At 64.1% G+C, this 18,403-nt stretch carries 20 protein-coding genes; 18 read left to right on the top strand and 2 right to left on the bottom strand.

Annotated elements, in window-relative coordinates:
• The first annotated feature begins 347 nt into the window (after positions 1–347).
• From HWX07_RS33955 to HWX07_RS33885, 15 genes are all read left to right on the top strand, one after another.
• Positions 348–1,175, top strand: a complete 828-nt coding sequence (locus HWX07_RS33955) for a DUF932 domain-containing protein (RefSeq protein ID WP_027810087.1) — start codon at positions 348–350, stop codon at positions 1,173–1,175.
• 73 nt (positions 1,176–1,248) lie between these two features.
• Positions 1,249–1,914 carry an LPD29 domain-containing protein gene (locus HWX07_RS33950; protein ID WP_027810086.1) on the top strand — a complete coding sequence of 222 codons (666 nt, stop codon included), beginning with the start codon at positions 1,249–1,251 and terminating at the stop codon, positions 1,912–1,914.
• A gap of 23 nt (positions 1,915–1,937) precedes the next feature.
• Complete coding sequence (locus HWX07_RS33945; RefSeq protein WP_034175683.1) at positions 1,938–2,219, top strand: hypothetical protein; 282 nt, start codon at positions 1,938–1,940, stop codon at positions 2,217–2,219.
• A gap of 111 nt (positions 2,220–2,330) precedes the next feature.
• Positions 2,331–2,792, top strand: coding sequence for a hypothetical protein (locus tag HWX07_RS33940; protein WP_027810084.1), 462 nt, complete (start codon positions 2,331–2,333; stop codon positions 2,790–2,792).
• 460 nt (positions 2,793–3,252) lie between these two features.
• Complete coding sequence (locus HWX07_RS33935) at positions 3,253–3,906, top strand: DNA methyltransferase (protein ID WP_027810083.1); 654 nt, start codon at positions 3,253–3,255, stop codon at positions 3,904–3,906.
• Between the two features lie 23 nt (positions 3,907–3,929).
• A complete protein-coding gene (locus HWX07_RS33930; RefSeq protein WP_027810082.1) occupies positions 3,930–4,436 on the top strand; it encodes a hypothetical protein in 507 nt (168 codons plus the stop codon).
• 49 nt (positions 4,437–4,485) lie between these two features.
• Entirely contained in the window at positions 4,486–4,653 is a 168-nt protein-coding gene (locus HWX07_RS33925; RefSeq protein WP_165581456.1) for a hypothetical protein, read from the top strand.
• 52 nt (positions 4,654–4,705) lie between these two features.
• Positions 4,706–4,894, top strand: a complete 189-nt coding sequence (locus HWX07_RS33920; protein WP_027810081.1) for a hypothetical protein — start codon at positions 4,706–4,708, stop codon at positions 4,892–4,894.
• 699 nt (positions 4,895–5,593) lie between these two features.
• On the top strand, positions 5,594–7,723 hold the full coding sequence (locus HWX07_RS33915; protein ID WP_039350079.1) for a ParB/RepB/Spo0J family partition protein: 2,130 nt from the start codon (positions 5,594–5,596) through the stop codon (positions 7,721–7,723).
• A 1,043-nt stretch (positions 7,724–8,766) separates the two neighbouring features.
• Complete coding sequence (locus HWX07_RS33910; protein WP_027811052.1) at positions 8,767–9,033, top strand: hypothetical protein; 267 nt, start codon at positions 8,767–8,769, stop codon at positions 9,031–9,033.
• A complete protein-coding gene (locus HWX07_RS33905; protein ID WP_077186813.1) occupies positions 9,008–9,559 on the top strand; it encodes a hypothetical protein in 552 nt (183 codons plus the stop codon). Before HWX07_RS33910 ends, HWX07_RS33905 begins: the two co-directional genes overlap by 26 nt.
• A gap of 44 nt (positions 9,560–9,603) precedes the next feature.
• Entirely contained in the window at positions 9,604–9,825 is a 222-nt protein-coding gene (locus HWX07_RS33900) for a DUF3717 domain-containing protein (RefSeq protein ID WP_027811054.1), read from the top strand.
• A gap of 56 nt (positions 9,826–9,881) precedes the next feature.
• Positions 9,882–10,025: a hypothetical protein gene (locus HWX07_RS33895; RefSeq protein WP_154233621.1), complete on the top strand. Its 144-nt coding sequence runs from the start codon at positions 9,882–9,884 to the stop codon at positions 10,023–10,025.
• A 104-nt stretch (positions 10,026–10,129) separates the two neighbouring features.
• The gene (locus tag HWX07_RS33890) at positions 10,130–10,423 is read left to right on the top strand and encodes a type II toxin-antitoxin system RelE/ParE family toxin (protein WP_027811055.1); all 294 of its coding nucleotides are present in this window, start codon (positions 10,130–10,132) and stop codon (positions 10,421–10,423) included.
• A 1-nt stretch (position 10,424) separates the two neighbouring features.
• On the top strand, positions 10,425–10,724 hold the full coding sequence (locus tag HWX07_RS33885) for an addiction module antidote protein (RefSeq protein WP_027811056.1): 300 nt from the start codon (positions 10,425–10,427) through the stop codon (positions 10,722–10,724).
• A 162-nt stretch (positions 10,725–10,886) separates the two neighbouring features.
• On the opposite strand, the gene HWX07_RS33880 is transcribed toward HWX07_RS33885, so the two are convergent.
• Both HWX07_RS33880 and HWX07_RS33875 read right to left on the bottom strand, forming a co-directional pair.
• Positions 10,887–11,198, bottom strand: coding sequence for a hypothetical protein (locus tag HWX07_RS33880; protein WP_027811057.1), 312 nt, complete (start codon positions 11,196–11,198; stop codon positions 10,887–10,889).
• A gap of 247 nt (positions 11,199–11,445) precedes the next feature.
• Positions 11,446–11,949 carry a hypothetical protein gene (locus HWX07_RS33875; RefSeq protein ID WP_143277545.1) on the bottom strand — a complete coding sequence of 168 codons (504 nt, stop codon included), beginning with the start codon at positions 11,947–11,949 and terminating at the stop codon, positions 11,446–11,448.
• A 1,016-nt stretch (positions 11,950–12,965) separates the two neighbouring features.
• On the opposite strand from HWX07_RS33875, the gene HWX07_RS33870 reads away from it, so the two are divergent.
• Genes HWX07_RS33870 through mobF form a run of 3 tightly spaced genes read left to right on the top strand, consistent with a single transcriptional unit; the run spans position 12,966 to position 18,327 of the window.
• The gene (locus tag HWX07_RS33870; protein ID WP_027811058.1) at positions 12,966–13,367 is read left to right on the top strand and encodes a hypothetical protein; all 402 of its coding nucleotides are present in this window, start codon (positions 12,966–12,968) and stop codon (positions 13,365–13,367) included.
• Entirely contained in the window at positions 13,360–15,426 is a 2,067-nt protein-coding gene (locus HWX07_RS33865) for a type IV secretion system DNA-binding domain-containing protein (protein ID WP_027811059.1), read from the top strand. The genes HWX07_RS33870 and HWX07_RS33865 overlap by 8 nt, the downstream gene beginning before the upstream one ends.
• A gap of 6 nt (positions 15,427–15,432) precedes the next feature.
• Positions 15,433–18,327: a MobF family relaxase gene (mobF, locus tag HWX07_RS33860; RefSeq protein ID WP_027811060.1), complete on the top strand. Its 2,895-nt coding sequence runs from the start codon at positions 15,433–15,435 to the stop codon at positions 18,325–18,327.
• Positions 18,328–18,403: the final 76 nt, after the last annotated feature.

The following is an 18,403-nucleotide window of genomic DNA, read 5'->3' as shown; positions in this document are numbered from 1 at the left end:
GCAGGCTCCTTCAGTCGCGGGACGACGAACTCAGGGGACTGGCGGCAGCAGTTCTGCCGAAGTCCAGGCAGCACCGGCACAACCCCTACGTGGGGACTCGGAATCTTGGGTCCCGGTCGGCCTGAAGAGCAAACCAACCGCAGATGGAGGTCACGATGGAAACGAACCGATTGCACCATTGGATAGGAGTCCTGCACTGTGCGTACATGGAATACACGTACACGCCCTGGGATGGACGGAACTACTACCGGCGCACCGTCGCTTACGACCACGTCGTCTGGTGTTGACGGACGCCAGCGAATTCCTGAACGACTCGCATCGAACCTGAATCTTCACTGGAGAAAACCATGCAACTCGCAACCAAGTTTGGCAGTAACGCCCCGATCCTTCGCTCGAACACGCCGCTCTCCGATGACCAGATTCGTGAGGTCGCGCCGTCGATTTTCGCCGGGGACAAGCACGACTCACGGTCGGACCGATACACGTACATTCCGACCATCGAGATCCTCACGAAGCTTCGCGCAGAAGGGTTCCAGCCCTTCATGGTTTGTCAGACCCGCGTGCGCGTCGCCGCGAAGCGCGAGCATACGAAGCACATGCTCCGACTGCGGCACGCGTCGCAGGTCGCGTCGCCGGAAACCCCGGAAATCATCCTCCTCAACAGCCACGATGGGTCGAGCAGCTACCAGATGCTGGCCGGTTACTTCCGGTTCGTCTGCCAGAACGGTCTCGTATTCGGCGACACGACGCACGACATCCGGGTGCCGCACAAAGGCGACGTCGTCGACCACGTCGTCGACGGCGCGCACGAGGTGCTCGACGGGTTCGACCTGATCCGCGAATGCAAGAGCGAGATGGAAGCCGCGCAGCTTGATGAAGGCGAGCAACAGGCGTTCGCGCGGTCGGTGCTGGCTCTCCGGTACGACGTGACCGAAGCGCCCGCGCCGATCACCGAGGATCAGCTGCTTCGCGCGCGTCGTACCGAAGACAACCGCCCCGACCTCTGGACCACGTTCCAGCGCGTGCAGGAGAACGTGATCAAGGGCGGGGTGCGTGGTCGCTCGGCCACCGGCCGTCGGATGTCGACACGCGGTGTGACCGGTATCGATCAGGATCTCCGCCTGAATCGCGCCATGTGGGTGCTCGCCGAAGAGATGCGCAAGTTGAAGGGCTAACCCGAACGCGCCGGCGGCCGCCGCCGGCGCCCTCGCCTCACGTTGTCCCGTACACCATCATTCGAGGTTCAACATGTTCCATCACATTGCAGATCGCCGTACCCAAATCTCCGAGTCCGTCCGCGCGCGGGGCAGCCGGGATTCCGCAACCGCGCCCGCGGTGCTGGCCGACGTGCTGACGCTTGTCGAGACCGCGCAGTTGGTGCAGACCGTGTTGCGTGAAGGTTTCCCCGCGACGTCGTTCGCAGTGCGCGTCGCAAAGAACGAACGCGGCACGCAGCTGACCATCGACTGGACCGATGGCCCGCGAGACGTCCAGGTCGCGCGCCTTGTGATGCCGCTGCAGGCCACCCGTCTGGCCGACGGCGGCAGGCTCGAGCGGGTCGAACACTTCATGTTGACGTCCAGCGGCCGGCGGACGGTCCGCCTCGCCGCAGATCGGATCGCGCTGTCGCGACAATTCAGCGATCGCGCGGTTGAGCGTGTGCTCACGCGGCTCGCGTCGCGCTACGGCGATCGGCTGGCGCCGGACGTGCGCGCCTCGATGACGGTCGACGGATATCGCGCGGGCGACCTGCAGCTGCTCGAGGTGATCGGCGTGCATCGGGCGGGCAGCGTTCGCTCGGGATCTAACGTGCAGATGGACGTCGCCGCAATGCTTGCCGAGACGTCCGACGTGCATGGCTTTCCCCGTTCGGCCACGGCCGCGCGTCTATTCGTGCGCCGCGATGTCCACTGACCGGAGTGACCAAGGAGCGAAACATGACAGCGATCGAAACTGCAGCAATTGAAGCGGCCCGCGCGTATGGCCTTCAGCTGCGCACCGTACCGGATTGGAACGACGAGGACGGGAGCGAGTGGGCTCGTGCGCGCAAGGCTGGCCGCGAGCAGCTCCTGACGGCCTTGGCCGCCCTGAGCGACGCAGATGCATTGCACGTCATTCTGGAGAACCCTGGCATCGAGCCAGACGGCGAGACCCCGTTCGAGCTCATGAAAGTTTACGAGGTGCAGGCGTGGCGGGAGCGTCCCGACAGTTCCCGATGAGCTGACGCCGATCGTCGCGCACATGGTGATGATGGATGGTGCGCGATCTCACATTTTGCGGGCAGCCAGCCGCCGTGGTTCGGCTGCCTCGAGCACGACCAGGACGACCCAATGAATCAACTTTTCCTGAAGATGCCCAATCTGCATCGCGTCATCGACCGTGCGCACGCCGATCTGATTGCGCGCGGCGCGGCGATCGCCGCTGAATGTGGTCTAGCGCCTTGCGGGCCAGCGGGCTGGTCCAACGGCCTGCGCGACGCCGATCGTATCGCTCTGGTCGTATACCAGCCGAGGCACGGCGGCGGAGAACGGTATGGCGTGACACGATTCTTTGACGGCCAGTACGCGTCGGCCGACTGCGTGCTGCCCGAGCATGCCACGCGTGCCCTTTTGGCCGCTACGCGTGCAGAATTCGAGCGCATCTGTGCGGCCGACGCCACGCGACGTGCGGACATTCGGCTCGACGCGAGCGTTGAAGACCCGGATGGTGCATCGATCGAGCTGCTCGCGAGCGACGTCGACGTGCAGCGTCGAGATGTGCGCCTCGAGGCGCAGCAACTGGCGCTGTTCTGACGCTGCCGTACCTTAACCTGCTCGGCCGTCGTACGGGCAAGTTTGCGCGGCGGCCGCTCTCGCGGCCGCGCTGACGGAATCGCGATCGCGCCGCGCGATCGGAGATCGCCGCGGCGCTCATGACCGGGACGCAGCACCGTCGGTCCGCTACGTCCTGCAGGTCCATCCCCTTCCGTCGGCATTCCACAGCCGTCGACCTTTCAACCCGGAGCCCACGTTCGCCCGCCGTGTCCTGGCGGACGGACCGCTGCGCCGTGCGCGACGAATGTCGCACGGCGCCCCGCTCCTGCAAGGGGCTTTCGCGGCATATCCTCGCGCGCTTCGCGCACTCCGGTATTCCACGGTCCCCTTGCCCGCCATTCCCCTGCGGGCGCTCGCCAGCTCCGGGTAGCACGGTTTGCGAGCCAGATCGTTCTGGCTGTGCTCCGGCTGCCCCTATCTCAACTCTATGGAGCTGACCGTGAGCTATTTGTACAACGGCGACTGCCTGGTCGCCATGCCCAAACTCGCCCCCGAATCCGTCGACTGTATCGTGACGGACCCGCCTTACCTCGTGAATTTCCGCGATCGGAGCGGTCGCTCGATCGCGAACGACGTGAACGGCGACTGGCTGGCGCCGGCGTTCGCCGAAATGTTCCGCGTCCTGAAACGCGATGCCGTGTGCATTTCGTTCTACGGCTGGAACAAGGTCGACCTGTTTTTCGACGCCTGGAAGGCCGCCGGCTTTCGCGTGGCCGGCCACTTCGTCTTCACGAAATCCTACGCGTCCAAGGCCGGCCTGGTGAAGTACCAACACGAATCCGCCTACCTGCTCGCCAAGGGGCGGCCCGTGGCGCCGGCGGCGCCGATCGCCGACGTCATGCCGTTTCCGTACAGCGGCAATCGCCACCATCCGACCGAAAAGCCGGTCGCCGCGCTGCGCACACTCATTTCCGCTTTTACGCAGCCCGGCGACGTCGTACTGGATCCGTTCGCCGGCTCCGGCTCGACGTGCGTTGCCGCCCGCGAGCTCGGGCGCCGGTATATCGGCATCGAACTGGACGCGACCTACTTTGCGGCCGCCAAGGCGCGCCTGACGGCGCCCGTCGCCGGCGCCGCGTTGGCCGCCGCCTAAGACCCGAACAGAGGACATTCATCATGCAACTGATCGTTTCAGCCTATTCCGGTCTCGAGCAGCTCGACCATCCCCGCACGAACGAAAACGGCGACCCTGTCGACGTGTTTTGCGTCCGCCTCGACGCCGCGGCGCGGTTCCCGCACCGCGCCAGCGACCTGGACATGGCGCGTATCTACCGCTACCGGAATTCGTTCGAGTTCAGCGCCGGCACCTACGTCATGCACGACATCTTCCGCGAGCGCCTGGCCGAGCTCGCCGATTACCCGGCGATCTCGATCGGCGCCGCGCGGATCTGCCATACGAACGGCGCCATCGCGGCAAAGGACGGCCCGTTCAAGGAACTGATCGATTTCTCGATCACGTCGGGAACGATCGGCACTCGGACTTCCGCAAAGCTGGCCGACGATTTCAGTCAGTTCCTTGGGGCAATCGACGCCGATTGCGATCACCTGTTCGCCGAACTGTACCGAAATTGGTATTTCGCCTTCTGCCTGGCCGAGAACTGCGGCGCTGTGCAGCTTTCTTGACCACACGAGCGCCGGCCGCGCGCTGCGGCCGGCGCAACTGGAGAACAGCATGCCCCGATATTTGATTGATGCAATTTTGGCCGCGATCGCTGCAAACGCCTTCGGTCCCGAGATCTCGGACGTATGGGATTCCGATACGGAAATCGAAGTCCTGCCGACGTCGTTGCGTTACGCGATGCTGGAAGCGTTCCAGGCCGGCCAGTGCGCGCGGCGATAAATCCACTCGCCGGCCCCGGCTTTGCCCGGGGCCGGCCTTTCCAGAGAAACCCATGAACAAAGGCGAATTCGAAATGTTGCTGTTTGCGATCGCGCGTATCCATCTGAACATCGACACGCTTGAAACGCGTTACAGCGACCGGCTGGATTTCCACGATTGTGCCGTCTGGTGTATCCGTGCCGCATTGACCGCGGCGTACGACGCTGGCGTTATTGACGGGCGCCGAAACGCTTCGAAGTGACTCGCGGCGGCCGGCGCGCGCCTGGCGCCGGCGGTGTTCGCCGCTCGACCATGTTCCACCGCCGGCGTGGGCCCGCGGGCCCGGCCGGCGCCTGGAACGCGGAAAGCCGATTCCGTACCGCGAGATGTTCCACTGATCCGGGGCGGCCCACCCCGCCCGCATCGAGCGGCCGGCGCGGGCGGGGACTGCTCGCCCCAGCTGGCCGCGGTGGATCTTCACCGTTCCCAATATCCAGCCGGCGCGCGGCACCTTGCGCGCCCGGCTGCGCCAGGCACGCAAGCCGCAGGCACCCGCGCGCCAGAGAAACGGGCTGTCCGCTCCTGGGGCTCGGCCGCCACCGGCGTCCGGCCCCGGCGCTGGCCGCCCCGTCAGCCACGCGGCGAGCCGCGCGGAGTTCGCGCTCGGGCCGCGCGTGCGGCCCCGCGCCGGCGATGTCCGGGTCTCGGCAGCCGTCCCCGCGTTCCAGCCTCTCCCGTCGGCGCATCAGCTGCCATCGGGCCGCCTCATCCCGACGCATAGTGCGGCCCGCCGTCACCGCAAGGGTTCGCGTTGCCGCGCGCGGCGCCCGGTCGCCGGGCCTGGCGGCCGCGGCGCTGCGGCCTTGCTCGCGCCCTTGCAGTGCCTGCGCGTCCGCACTCCCCATGCGTCGAGGCGGCTCCGAATGGCAGCTTTTTCCACCCCGACGTAAAGGAGGCTTTTATGAACGCAGTGACCACCGAGATCCCGGCCCTCGCCCACGATGCGGGCGTTCCCCCCGCACCCCCCGAGGCTCACCGAACGGCAGACGAGCTGCGCGACATTCCGCTTAAACGGCTCGTCGCGTCCCCCTACAACGTGCGGCGCGTGCCGCCCACCGGCATCAAGGAACTCGCCCTCAATATCTGGAAAGTCGGTCTGCTCCAGAACCTGATCGTCCATCCAATGAAGGTCGGCGCGCGGAGGGCGCAGACGTTCGGCGCGGCCGCTGGCGAACGCCGCCGCCTCGCGCTCATCTACCTGTTCGAACACGACTACATCCCCGCCGACCACCCGGTGCGCTGCCGGGTCGTGCCGGTCGAGGACGCAGTGCTGCTGTCGGCAACCGAGAACGAAATGCGCGAGCCGATGCACCCGGCCGACGCATGCGACGCTTACCGGATTCTGGTCGAATCCGGTCGATCGATCGAGGAAATCGCGGACCTGTACGGCGTGCATCCGAAAACTGTGCAGCGCCGCCTCAAGCTCGCACGCGTCTCTCCGAAGCTGGTCGACCTGTTCCGCACCGGTGAAATCAAGCTCGATCAAATGCAGGCGCTCGCGCTGTCGGACAGTCACGACGAGCAAGAGGCCGCGTGGTTCGACGCCGAGCCGTACAACCGCGACGCGCACGCGATCCGCCGCCGCTTCGTGCGCGACGAACAGTCGTTCGTGAGCAACCGCGTCGCGAAATTCGTAGGCGTCGAGGCGTTCGAAGCGGCTGGCGGTGCCGTGCGACGCGACCTGTTCTCCGCAGCCGAGGATGCGTGGTATCGCGATCATGCGCTGATGCTGCGCCTCGCGACCGAGCAACTGGAAGCGCTCGGCGCGTCGGTGCTGGCCGAAGGCTGGGCGTGGGTGAAAGCCATGCCGGAACGCGACCATGCCACCCGGTCGCAGTTCCGCCCGGTGCTGCCGCGTCGAACGGAACCCACCGATGAGGTGGAGAAAGAACTGACAGCGATCGATCAGCGGCTGGCCGAACTCGCCCAATTTTGGGATGCCGACGAGAGAGACGACGAAGTCGCCGAGCGCGTCGAGGCGGAAGAAGAAGCGTTGACCGTGCGTCGTGACGAAATCGAAGAGTCCCTGCTCGTCTACCATCCCGACGACATGGCGCAGGCTGGGGCGCTTCTCTCGCTCGATGCTGACGGCGAGCCCGTGATCGAGCGCGGACTCGTTACGCGTGAGCCGGTTGCAGCCGCGACGACCGAAAGTGGCGAGAATGGTGACGACGATGACGACGACTCGTCAGATGGTCAGCCCGCGCGCGTCGCCGTGTCGGCTGTGAAGCCCGTGAAGGGGCCGCACTCCGAACGGCTGGCGCTGCGTCTGAACGCGCATCGCACGGCGGCCGTTGCCGCCGCCCTCGCGCAGCAGCCGCACGTCGCGCTCGCCGCGCTCGTGCACCGGCTGCTGGCGGGCGAGTACGGCCACAGTACCGAAGGCAGCGCGCTGGACGTGACGTTCCGCGACCACTCCCACACCCTGACGAAGCATGCGCCGGAACTGGACGACGACCTTGCGTTCACCATGCGCCGAGAGCAACGCCGGGTTTGGGGAGGCGTAATCCCCCACGACAGCGACGCGCTGCTGCGCTGGCTGATCGAGCAGACCGACGAGCGCCTGCAGCTGATCCTCGCGCAGTACGTCGCGGCGAGCGTGGACAGCGTGCGCCCGGACGAGCGGCCGCACGCGATCAACGCGCTGATCCCGGCGCTCGGGCTGAATCTCGCGGATGCGTGGCAACCGACGAAGGCGGGATATTTCGACCATGTTTCGAAGGATCGGATCGTGGACGTCGTGAGCGCGGCCGTGTCGCCTTCCGATGCGATGCGCGTGGCGAAGCTCAAGAAGGGGGACGCGGCGACAGAGGCCGAACGGCTGATCGGGGGGCGCGGCTGGTTGCCTGAGCATTTCGCGAAGGCCGAAGTCGTGCGGGTGAAGCTGTGGGACGTTCCGGCGAAGGCGTCGGATGCCGAGGCGAGCGCTGAGGAAGCGGAGCCCGACGCCCGTGCTCTGGCCGTGTCGGCCGACGACGTGCGCGACGATGCCGCTGTAGCGGAAGGCAAAGGCATGCCGCCGCGAGATTGACCGGATCGACGCCAGCGGGTGCGTTACGCCCGCTGGCGCAGTGTGCCGGTCAGTGTCCTTCGGCGGGCCGTCCGCAGCATGATGATCTACTCCCGAAAGTTCTCACTTTTCGATTCTCTGCCGCTCCCGTAAAGGATCACCTTTCCGATGCTGCGCATGCGCGCCCGTCGCTGTGGCGCATGCGCTGGCGGCACTTTCCTGACTCGCTGCTGGGGCGTCTCCCTCCGCTTCGCTCCGGGCCGGGCTTTCGCGCTGCGCGTCGAGCCCCGCTGCGCGTGTCTCGCCCCTGACGGGCTTCAATCCCTGACGTCTGCGCGCCGTGCCGGCGCTGCGCGCTTCGCTTGCTCGTGGAGTACGCGCCCGCTACGCGCGGGCGGACAGCAGGTCTAGCGGCCGGCTACGCCGGCCGAGGGGGCGCGGGGCCGGCTGCCCCGCGCCGTGTGCGCGATCCGGTCGGGGAAACCGCGTGGTTGCGCTCCATCCTTTTGCGCCGGGTTAAGCGCGTGGATCTGCCATTGGGAGCCGCCCCTTTTCGACGCATAGCGCGGGCGGGCACGGGCGCAAGGGTAAAGCCTGCGCTTCGCTCCGCCCACGTCCTCACCCGTTCGGTGCTCGGCTACGCCTGCGCTCCGCATGCGGCCTCCGGGCGCGCCCTTGCACCCGTGCCCGCCCGCGCTAAACCCGCGTCGAGGCGGCTCCCAATGGCAGATCCACAACCCGACACAAAAGGACGAAATCGTGAGCACAACCACCCCCGACCGAATCACGCACACACGCGCGGGCGTTCCCCCCGCACCCCCCGAGGCTCACCGCCAGGCAGGCATTCGACACACGAAAAATCGCCTGCGCGCGACCGCCGCGCACTGGCTCGGCTGCCCGGTCGATGCCCCCATTCGCGTTTTGTACCGCTGGACCCGCCCTGATGACGACGCGCGCGCTGTGCGGCTCGAAACGAGGACCGACGGTTGCGCTCAGCGCATCACCCTGTTTCGCCTTTCGTCCGGCGCGTGGTCGCCGGTTTGGCAATAACCCGGAGACTCACGATGAGCTACGAGACTGACGAACTGATGATCGAAGGTATCACCGAAGGATTTTTCGCAATTGCGTGTTCCGAACGTGCTGCGTCCTCCATCGGGGTACATCATGGCGACGATGGCGAACTGGCATTTACGCTGCCCACGATCGACTGGACTGCGTGGCAAATCAATGTCGCGATCATGATCTACGAAAAGGCGTACGCGCGCGGCGAGCGCTACGGCGCCGCGAGCGCTCAACGCGTCGTTCGTGAAGCGCTCGGCATCTTCCATTGACCCACTTGCCGGCGCGCAGAAGCTGGCGCGCCGATCGGAGCGAGCTGTGAAAAATGATCGCCCTCCCATCGACAGTTTCGATTTTGCCCTCGAAGCGCGCATACAGCTTGCGCTGCACGGCATCGCCGCGATTGCCGGAAACCAGTGGAACGCGGAGCAGCACTTGATTGACGCCGTTATCTGCGCCCGAGAGAGCGGTGTGCGCGCGTGCCGCGAAGGGTCCGACATGTCGCTGATGCTGGCGGACGAGCCCACTCTTCTTCCGTATTGGGATGACGGCTTCGAAGCCGAGGAATGCGGTCGGGTCGTCTGGTTTGGAGAATGGTTCAGCGACATGGACGGATTGAACGAAACGCGCCCGAGCGTGAGCCTGACCCGGCACGGCTATGTCCCCGCCCTCGAAGTGTCTCATCGTGGCGGCGATTGCGAGCCGAACACCGGCCATCCACGCGAGACGCTTCAGGAGGCGATCGGTGCCGCCAAGGAAATGGAGTCGCGCTGGCACTTCGACGAATGTATCGACTAACCTGCGTGCGCCGTGTACACGGCGCACTCCACGGAGCGAAAACGATGAACAGCACAACAGTTTTGCATATCGAGCAGATCGAGCGCGCGATCAACATTTGGCGCGCACGCCAACCGAGCGTAGACGGTGATCCAATCCTGTGCCGCGAAGCGCGGATTCTTGCCGAACCCTACGCGCTGATGATCGTGAACCGCGCGACGCAGATCGACGCGGCGCACTTGTCGGACACGCAACGCGCCGCGTTCGACGGCGCGTTTTCGAAATAACGCGTCATCGACGCGACCCGCATTCGATTTAGCCGGAGTTCGCGAAGGAGAATGACATGCAGGCACAGTGGGCGATCACCTACAAGACAGAGACTGGATTCGACGTCGAGATCATCGACGCAAGCAGCTTCGAAGAGGCTTGGAGCCGTGCGGAAGCGCCTTTTGGGTCGCAGCTTGTAGAAGTCGAGCGCGTCGCGTGAAAACCGTACCCCCTTCGACGGGCGCATTTCGCGTCGCCGGGGCGTTCAGCCGGCACCCAGAATGCATCTTGAAATCGTGTATCCTATGGGATACTATATAGGATATGAGAATCGAGCAGACAGACGACTTCGCGAAATGGTTGCGCGGCCTACGCGATCACATCGCGCGCGCGCAGATCGCCAAGCGGATTCAACGGCTCGCGCGCGGCCAATATGGGGACATGAAGCCGGTGGGTGCCGGAGTGAGCGAAATGCGCGTGCACGTCGGCCCCGGCTATCGCGTCTACTTTGTCCAACGAGGCTCAACGCTCGTCGTCCTGCTATGCGGTGGCGACAAGTCAACGCAGCAGCGCGACATTGAGCGTGCTATCGCGCTTTCGGCGCAATTGGGAGATTGACATGGGTATCAAGACAACGCCGTTCGATGCGGCCGAATACCTCGACACGCCCGAGGCGCAGGCCGAATATCTGCGGATTTCGTTCGAGACCGGCGATTCCGCCGACATTCAGGAAGCCATCGGCACCGTGGCGCGTGCGCGTGGCATGACGCAGATTGCGCGCGACGCGGGCGTCGGCCGCGAAAGCCTCTACAAAGCGCTGGACGAGCACGGCAACCCGGAATTCGCGACGATCCTGCGTGTTGTGCGCGCGCTCGGCCTCACGTTGACCGTGACGACGCCCGTACACGAGCACGCCTGAGCCGGGATTTTCGCGGCGTCGCGGGCTGGCGGGCGCTCGCCGCTACGCCGCGACCACCCGCCAGCCCGCGACCAATGCGTTAGCCAGTTTGCGCGCTGCGCAAACGAATCGGGGCAATCCCGCTCCGCGCACACTTCGTGCGTCGCCGGATTGCCCCAACGATCACACCGACGCGCCGTCGGCGACAGCGGCGGCCGGCACGCCCTGGGCGGGTTTCGCCGGCACCGGGGTCTCGCACGGTTTCGCGAGTGCGACTTTTACCGCATCAAGCCGCTCTTTCCACTGTTCCGCCGGGATCTCGTCCAGCCCTTCCGCGCGCAGCAGCTCGAGCACCGCCTTATGATTCCGCTCGCGATCCCTGCGGATCATCTCGCGCTGTTGGTCCTGCAGCTTTTTCAGCTTCGCCGCCGCCCTCGCGATCTCGTCTTCGATCGATCGCGGCTTGCGCGCTGTCTTCCCTGCATCTGCTGTCATGGCCTCTATCACTCCATCTTGTCCCTCCCCCTTGCCGCGAAGTGTAACGGAATTCGGCCGCGCAACGTAAAGCACTGAGGCCTGATACCCCGCTGTCGCACCGCTGCCCCGCGCGTCATCCGTCGCGGCGCAATTGCCCGCTGCGCAACTCGCGCGCAGCGGCCGGCACCGTCGCGGCCGCCGACGCAACCGCTCCGAGCGCTGATCCGGCGCCCCCGCATTTTTCCTGCTGTCGCCGCGCGGGGCGTCACCCGCGCCATTCCGCGGCCACCGCCCCGCGCGGACCACCTAGCCAGAGCGCAATGCTCGCATTGCGCAGCTCGAGCACGGCGGTCGCCACCGTCGCGACCGCCGGCCCGACCAACCCGCTCGCCGAGCCCCCGGCCCCGCGACTTTCATGCTGTCGCCGCGCCGGGCGGCGCCCGCGCCATTCCGCAGCCGCCGCCCGGCGCGGACCATCCACCCAGACGCAATGCACGCATTGCGTAGCTCGAGCGCGGCGGCCGCCACCGTCGCGGCCGTCGACCCGACCAAGCCAGCGCGCGAGCGCCCGCCCCGCGCTTTTTTTCGCACAGTCGCCGCGCGGGGCGTCGCCCGCGCCGTTGCGCAGCCGTCGCCCCGCGCGGACCACCCATTCAGTGCGCAATCCTGAATTGCGCAGACCGTGATCGGCGGCCGCCAAGTCGCGCCCGCCGAATACCGCCAAACCGATCGTGCTCACAGCGTTTTCTCTCTGGCTGTTGCTCGACACCCCATCTATCCACGACCGTAATCCGCGCACGCCGGCAGGTTTTCCACATACCCACCGGTCCCCGCGCTTCTCCCGTTTCCCACAACCAACACCGTTGTGGAAAACGGCGCGCGGCCAACGCTCTTGCGATGTAGGCGCATCGCTGCGTCGGTTCGGACCCGTGGATATGTGGAAAACCTGCGTGGCATAACCACCCTCGTCGCTCCGAATTTCCCCCTGTCCGCTCCCTGCCTCCGTTCGACCTCCCTATTCCGTTTTTTCCCTGTGCGGAACGGATCGACGCTCGCCTCGTTTTTCTCTCTTTCGTGTCGGTGACTCAACCTTCACTTTTCTGCAAAATTTTCGCGGTGCTCCACCCAGGCGAACGCCTCAACGGAACGAAATCCTCGCTCTTGCTGGCTGCGATGCCGATCGCCACGCCTGCTGAAAAACCGGTGATACCCGGACCCGTCCGGGTATCACCATCCAGATACCGTCCGTCCGTCCGAGGGGCGACCCGTGGGGCAAGCCCCACCCCCCGACCGGACGGTCACACACCACGCAACTCCGTTGCGGGTGCTTAAAGCCTTGCTGCGCAAGCCTTTAAGCGGTACGACGCCTAAAATCGCGATATCGATAAGGTAGAGCCAAGACTCAAAGCTGGATATAGCGTATGCCGGTATGACGCCCGTAAAACCCTTTTAATACCGTTCGACCTAAGATCGAAAGCGCGCGTGACAACGGCTATATGCGTATTACACCATTGGCGTCACGGTAGTACACCTAAATTCGATGAAGATCCAGATATACAGCAAACGATAATTAAATCAGTGCTTTAAAGACGCGAGGGGGATGTTGATGGAGAAAACAATGCGAAACGACAAGATTGTCGCCCTTCCCAGAAAAACACATAGCCGTATGACGAAACAGCGTGACCATGTGCTAACATCTTCACACGACAGAAGCGCGTATCGGCAGCGCAATCCGCACATAACCACGGCCACAAAAAGGTAAGGATCTCTCGCTACGAGGTCTTCATGCCGCGTCTCAAAACGCCGGGGAAAGGTGCGTCCAAACCCATCTCCTTCAAACTCGATCCCGAGTCGGAACGCTTCTATCGGCGCAAGGCCCAGGAGAACGGTGTGTCGCTGTCCGACTACATTCGCAAGCAGCTTGCGCTCGGCGTCGTCACCGAAAATGTCTCGCTCATCGACCAGCGTCTCAAGGCCCTCATTCAGCAACTGAGTGGGCACACGCCGTCCGATGGCAGCCCCGGCAAATCCGTCCAGACGCTACCGTCCGAACTGGTTCAAGCCGTGTTCTTCAGCCGCGAAGTCCTGACCAGCATCATCAGCGACAGAAACATCCAGTTCTTCCACCAGGCACAGGATCGCGCCGAAGCCGCTACCAAGAAACTGCTGGGAGAGAGCAATGGCTGATCAACGCTCACCCAGCGGACTCGCCACCTTTTCACGAGGAACTGCCCTCTGGTGGCAACAGGCAAAGCTTCTCACCAGTGCGATCGTGGCGGTTGTCGTCGCGGCAATTCTCGTCGGTGCGCTGGCCGGCGGTGCATACGTGTACTTCGTCACGTCGGCCGAAACTCGCTATTTGACGATCAAGCACCTTGAGGCGGAAATCCTCACCGTCGTTCCGATGGCGAATCCGAACGTCTCGTTCCATCTCGGCAACGACGACACGGCACTGCCGCCCGCTGCGGCGCGGTCGTTTACCGAGGATGCGGCCGACGAGTTCTTCGTCTATGCGCGCAATGCTGCCGTGTACGCTGTTCTAACGGCGATTGCCGTCACGTTCCTTTCCGTCCTGTTTTGGATGGAGTACGGCCGCGGAAAACTTACCGACAAGCAGGTGCGCGGTGCCAAGCTCGTCAAAGCAAAGGAGCTCATCAAGGAACTGGAGGCTCGAGACGACGCGAGCCCCTATCGCATCGCCGGCGTGCCGATGCGGAAGAAGGCCGAAGTGCTCGGCACACTCTTTTCTGGTGCCCAAGGCAGTGGCAAGTCCCAGCAGTTTTTTGCGCTGATGGATCAGGTGCGCGCCCGCAAAAAACGGGCGATCGTCTATGACCCATCAGGTGAATTCACCGCTGCGTATTATCGCGAAGGGAAGGACGTCATCCTGAATCCCCTCGACGCGCGTAGCCCGAACTGGAATGCCTGGCGCGAAATCCAAAGCGAGATCCATTACGACGGGCTGGCTGAGGGGCTCATTCCGATTCCGCCGAATGTCGCCGACCCATTCTTCGCGATTGCGGGGCGCATGGTTTTCAAGGGAGCGATTCGTGCGCTTGGCGGCGACAACAAACGAACCAACGCAGCGCTGTACAAGGCCATCGCCCATAGCAATCTCGAGGAATTGCACGCGATCCTAGCGAACGAGTCCGCGGCGACCTACGTCGATCCAGTCACTGAGCGTACGGGCATGAGCCTTAAGATGACCGTGCAGAACCAGCTCGATTGCTTTCGTTACCTGCACGACGAAGGCGAGCCATTTTCGATCCGAGAATGGATCCAGAATGAGGATGAAGACGACGATTCCTGGCTGTTCATTTCCGTCAACGAGGAGCAGAAAACCGCCCTGCTTCCGCTGATCAGCCTCTGGTGTGATATCGCCATCCGCTCGCTGCTGACACTCAAGCCGATTCATCGCGAACGTCTCTGGTACTTCTATGACGAGCTCCCCACTCTGCAAAAGCTCGAGATCATGAAGCTCGCCGTTACCAACATTCGGAAGTACGGCGGTTGCTTCGTGCTCGGCATCCAGGACTTTTCCCAACTCTTCCAGATCTACGGCGAGCACTTGGCGCGCACGATCATCTCCGGATGCCAGACCAAGCTCCTGTTGCGCGTGACCGATGGTGACGCGGCCAAGGCATTGGCCAACGCGATCGGTCAGGCCGACCTCGACGAAAAGGAAGAAAGCCTGAATCTCGGCATCGACGAGCGGCGCGACGGCATGAGCGTTTTTGCGCGACGCAATCTCCGCGATCTCGTCCTCTCATCCGAAATCCTGCACCTGCCCGACATGCAGGGCTATCTGGTCACACCGAGCGACTATCCGGTTGCTCGGGTCAAGTACGAATACGTCCCCCATCCCCAAACGGTGACGCCCTTCATCCCGCGCCAAACGTACGATCTCTGGCTTCCGGCAGGCGCTGTAGCTGACCGTCCGGCTGCGCCGGAGAGATCCGGCAGCGACCCGTCCCTGTCCCACTCCCCGTCACCCAATCCTTCCGGCGCACCGACCACGGCCGCCGAGGATTCGGCGACCAACGCCGCTGCGGCCGGCCCGGCTGTCGGTGCCTCCGCGCCGAACACTCCTCGTTCCGTAGTACAGCCGTCCAACGTGATCTCGCTGTCGACCGGCGAAATCGTCGACGGTGACACCGGCGAGGTTCACGATACGTCGGCTTCCCGCGAGCCAGGCGCCGGCGAACGGCCCACCGGCCGCGCCGGCCTCGGTGACCTGTTGGGGTGACACGCCATGATGAGCATGCACAATGTCGGCAGCGCCAGCCAAGCGCTCCACTATTTTTCGAAAGACAACTACTACACCACCGATCAGGGACTCGAACATTCCGCCTGGTTCGGCAAGGGGGCGGCCACCCTCGGTCTGAACGGGCAAGTCGATCGGAACGTGTTTTTCAAACTGCTGTCTGGGCAGGTCGGCGATCAGCAACTCGGTCGCGTCGTCTTGGACGAGAATGGCGAGCCCGAGGTCGTGCATCGGCCCGGCATCGATTTGACGTTTTCGGCACCGAAAAGCGTCAGTATCGCTGCCGAAGTTTTCGAAGATCGCGAGGTCCGTCTCGCCCACGAGGAAGCCGTCAAGGAGGCGCTCGAGTACGTCGAGGCGTATGTGGCGCAGGCCCGCAAAACGGTCGATGGCGAGACGCTGGTCGAGCCGACCGGCAATGTAGTAGCCGCCCTCTTTCGACACAACACGAGCCGAGATCTCGACCCCGATACGCATACCCACGCCCTGGTCATGAACGCGACCCAACGCGCCGATGGCGAATGGCGATCGCTCACCAATGACGAGTTGTACGTGCAGCAGAAGGTGATCGGGGCAATCTACACGTCCTCGCTCGCGCGCGGGTTGCAGAAGCGCGGCTATGCCATCACGGCACCCGACGAGAACGGGAATTTCGAACTGGTCGGCGTCACGCGGGAGCAAATTGAACACTTCAGCCAGCGCTCGGCAGCGCGCGATCGATGGCTGCGGGCCAACGGAATCGATCCTGCAAACGCCACGGCCGCCGAGAAGGAGCGTGCCGTGCTCGCGACCCGCGAACGCAAGGTCGGCGTCGACCATGAGGCCTTGTCGGTTCAATGGCGTGAGCGCGCACAAGCAGTCGACCTCGACTACAGCGTCATCCAGCAGAAGGCACGGGAGGCGCGGGAAGCGGGAACGGATGCACGGGTCGTCAAGTTGTCCGGTATTGAAGCCCTACGGTTCGCTGCGTCTCACCTCGGTGAGCGCGAAATCGTGCTGAACCAATATGACCTCGTCCAGACCGCGCTCGAACATGCGGTCGGCCGAACGTCTCCGAATCAGATTCTCGATGCCTACAAAAAGCTGGTCCATCAAGGCAAGATCGTCGACCTTCCGGACGGCAACATTACCACCGAGAAGATGCTCAACACGGAGCGCTGGACGGTCGAGAACGCGCTCGCGCAGCGAGATGCGACGCCGGCGATCGCGCCTGCCGAATTAGTCCGGTCCAGAATCGAACAGGCCATCGCCACCGCGCGTGCGGAGCGGAACGATTCCACCTTCGACTACACCCCCGGCCAGCGAGGCGCGATCGAGCATGCGCTGACGAGCAGAGACCGGATCGTCGCGGTGCAGGGGCTCGCCGGCGTGGGCAAAACCACGATGGTCAAGGGAACAGTCCAGGTCGCGCACGAGCAGGGTTGGCTTGTACGAGGGATGGCCGCAACCGGGCAGGCTGCCAAGCAGCTCGAGAACGACTCCGGTATCCAGGCCGATACGGTTACGATGTTCGAGATTCATGAGCAGCGGCGCCAGGATGATTTGAAGGTCCTGCGCGAGTATGTGCCGGACCTATCACGAGAGCGCGAGCTCTGGCTCGTCGACGAGTCATCGTTCCTCGCCCAACGGCAAATGGCTCGCCTATTTAAGATGGCGGAACGAGCGGATGCGAAGGTCATCCTCCTTGGCGACCGCCTCCAGCTGCAGGCCATCGAGGCGGGCAAACCGTTTGAGATCCTGCAGGACGAGGGCGTGACCACCGCTCAGATGACCCAGATCCAGCGCCAGAAGAATCCCGAGTTGCAGCAGGCAGTCGCGATCACCGTGGGCACCGCCGACCTTGCACCGGATGAGCCCCTCACCGACCTGAACCTCGCACGTAACGCTCGCGCCTTCGACTTTCTCGAGCGAGCTGGGCGCGTGACGGAACACGAGGATCCGCGAGACCTGATCGACCTGTTGGCGCGCCAGTACGTCGACCGGGGACCACGAAGAAATCAGACGATCATCATCACCCCGTTTAACGAGGACCGCGTCGAAATCAACAATGCGGTTCGGGCGGAGCTGCAGGAGCGTGGCGATCTCGATGTCAACGACTCGGCACACACCATCTTCCGGTCCGACGGCGATTTGACCCGGGCCAAGCAGAAGGAGGCGCAGTACTACACCAAGGATATGACCGTCCGGTTTGGTCGTGACTATCAGAAAATACTCGCCTCCCGCGGCGAATACATGGGCGTTGTGGGCACTCGACCCGACGAGGGTATCGTCGTTCTGCGGAAGTCCGACGGGTCTCTAATGGAATGGGAACCGAAAAAGTACAACCGGGTGGAGGTGTATCTCTCGGAAACGAGGAATCTCGCCGCGCGTGACGTCATCCGCTTCACCCGCGGCGACGAGCTCGTCAAGAATGGCCACGAGGCGACCGTCGTTTCTGTCAACGAGAACCAGGCGGTCCTGCGGCTCGCGGATGGCAAGGAAATTCCTTGGGATCTCGACGCGCAGCGTCATTGGGATCACGCGTACGCGGTGACGGTTCACGCAGGCCAAGGCGCGACCCGCGAGCAAGCCATGCTGCATATCCCTTCACACAAAATGGAGCGTGATCCGGAAGATGCTCGGCGCCAGTCAGACGTCGCGATGACGGTGCGTAGGATCTTCGGCGACCGGAGCTTCTATGTCGGGCTCACCCGGGCGGTCGAGGATCTCCAGATTTTCACGACCGACGCAATTCTCGCTCGAGCGGCCGTCTCACGCCACCAGGACAAGTCAAGCGCCATCGAGACGCTGCGTGAACATGAGCTGGCCGAGCAGGCGAATACCCAGCCGCAGCGCCAGCGACGTCAACAAGCTGCGCAACAGATGCAGATCGAGCCGGACTGAGGTTGCGGCGCGCGCCCGCGACGGACGCTGTTCCATCGCCTCGCCGCTACGGTTATAGGGGCGATGCTCGGTCGCA

The sequence above is a fragment of the Burkholderia sp. BCC0097 genome, from assembly GCF_902832985.1.
Classification (GTDB): Bacteria; Pseudomonadota; Gammaproteobacteria; order Burkholderiales; family Burkholderiaceae; genus Burkholderia; species Burkholderia orbicola.
This window is presented reverse-complemented; position numbering and strand designations above follow the sequence as displayed.

Bases quoted from the DNA above. Each gene is read 5' to 3' on its own strand.
- HWX07_RS33955 (WP_027810087.1), top strand. From the start codon at position 348: ATGCAACTCGCAACCAAGTTTGGCAGTAACGCCCCGATCCTTCGCTCG.
- HWX07_RS33950 (WP_027810086.1), top strand. From the start codon at position 1,249: ATGTTCCATCACATTGCAGATCGCCGTACCCAAATCTCCGAGTCCGTC.
- HWX07_RS33945 (WP_034175683.1), top strand. From the start codon at position 1,938: ATGACAGCGATCGAAACTGCAGCAATTGAAGCGGCCCGCGCGTATGGC.
- HWX07_RS33940 (WP_027810084.1), top strand. From the start codon at position 2,331: ATGAATCAACTTTTCCTGAAGATGCCCAATCTGCATCGCGTCATCGAC.
- HWX07_RS33930 (WP_027810082.1), top strand. From the start codon at position 3,930: ATGCAACTGATCGTTTCAGCCTATTCCGGTCTCGAGCAGCTCGACCAT.
- HWX07_RS33925 (WP_165581456.1), top strand. From the start codon at position 4,486: ATGCCCCGATATTTGATTGATGCAATTTTGGCCGCGATCGCTGCAAAC.
- HWX07_RS33920 (WP_027810081.1), top strand. From the start codon at position 4,706: ATGAACAAAGGCGAATTCGAAATGTTGCTGTTTGCGATCGCGCGTATC.
- HWX07_RS33915 (WP_039350079.1), top strand. From the start codon at position 5,594: ATGAACGCAGTGACCACCGAGATCCCGGCCCTCGCCCACGATGCGGGC.
- HWX07_RS33910 (WP_027811052.1), top strand. From the start codon at position 8,767: ATGAGCTACGAGACTGACGAACTGATGATCGAAGGTATCACCGAAGGA.
- HWX07_RS33900 (WP_027811054.1), top strand. From the start codon at position 9,604: ATGAACAGCACAACAGTTTTGCATATCGAGCAGATCGAGCGCGCGATC.
- HWX07_RS33895 (WP_154233621.1), top strand. From the start codon at position 9,882: ATGCAGGCACAGTGGGCGATCACCTACAAGACAGAGACTGGATTCGAC.
- HWX07_RS33890 (WP_027811055.1), top strand. From the start codon at position 10,130: ATGAGAATCGAGCAGACAGACGACTTCGCGAAATGGTTGCGCGGCCTA.
- HWX07_RS33885 (WP_027811056.1), top strand. From the start codon at position 10,425: ATGGGTATCAAGACAACGCCGTTCGATGCGGCCGAATACCTCGACACG.
- HWX07_RS33880 (WP_027811057.1), bottom strand. From the start codon at position 11,198: ATGACAGCAGATGCAGGGAAGACAGCGCGCAAGCCGCGATCGATCGAA.
- HWX07_RS33870 (WP_027811058.1), top strand. From the start codon at position 12,966: ATGCCGCGTCTCAAAACGCCGGGGAAAGGTGCGTCCAAACCCATCTCC.
- HWX07_RS33865 (WP_027811059.1), top strand. From the start codon at position 13,360: ATGGCTGATCAACGCTCACCCAGCGGACTCGCCACCTTTTCACGAGGA.
- mobF (WP_027811060.1), top strand. From the start codon at position 15,433: ATGATGAGCATGCACAATGTCGGCAGCGCCAGCCAAGCGCTCCACTAT.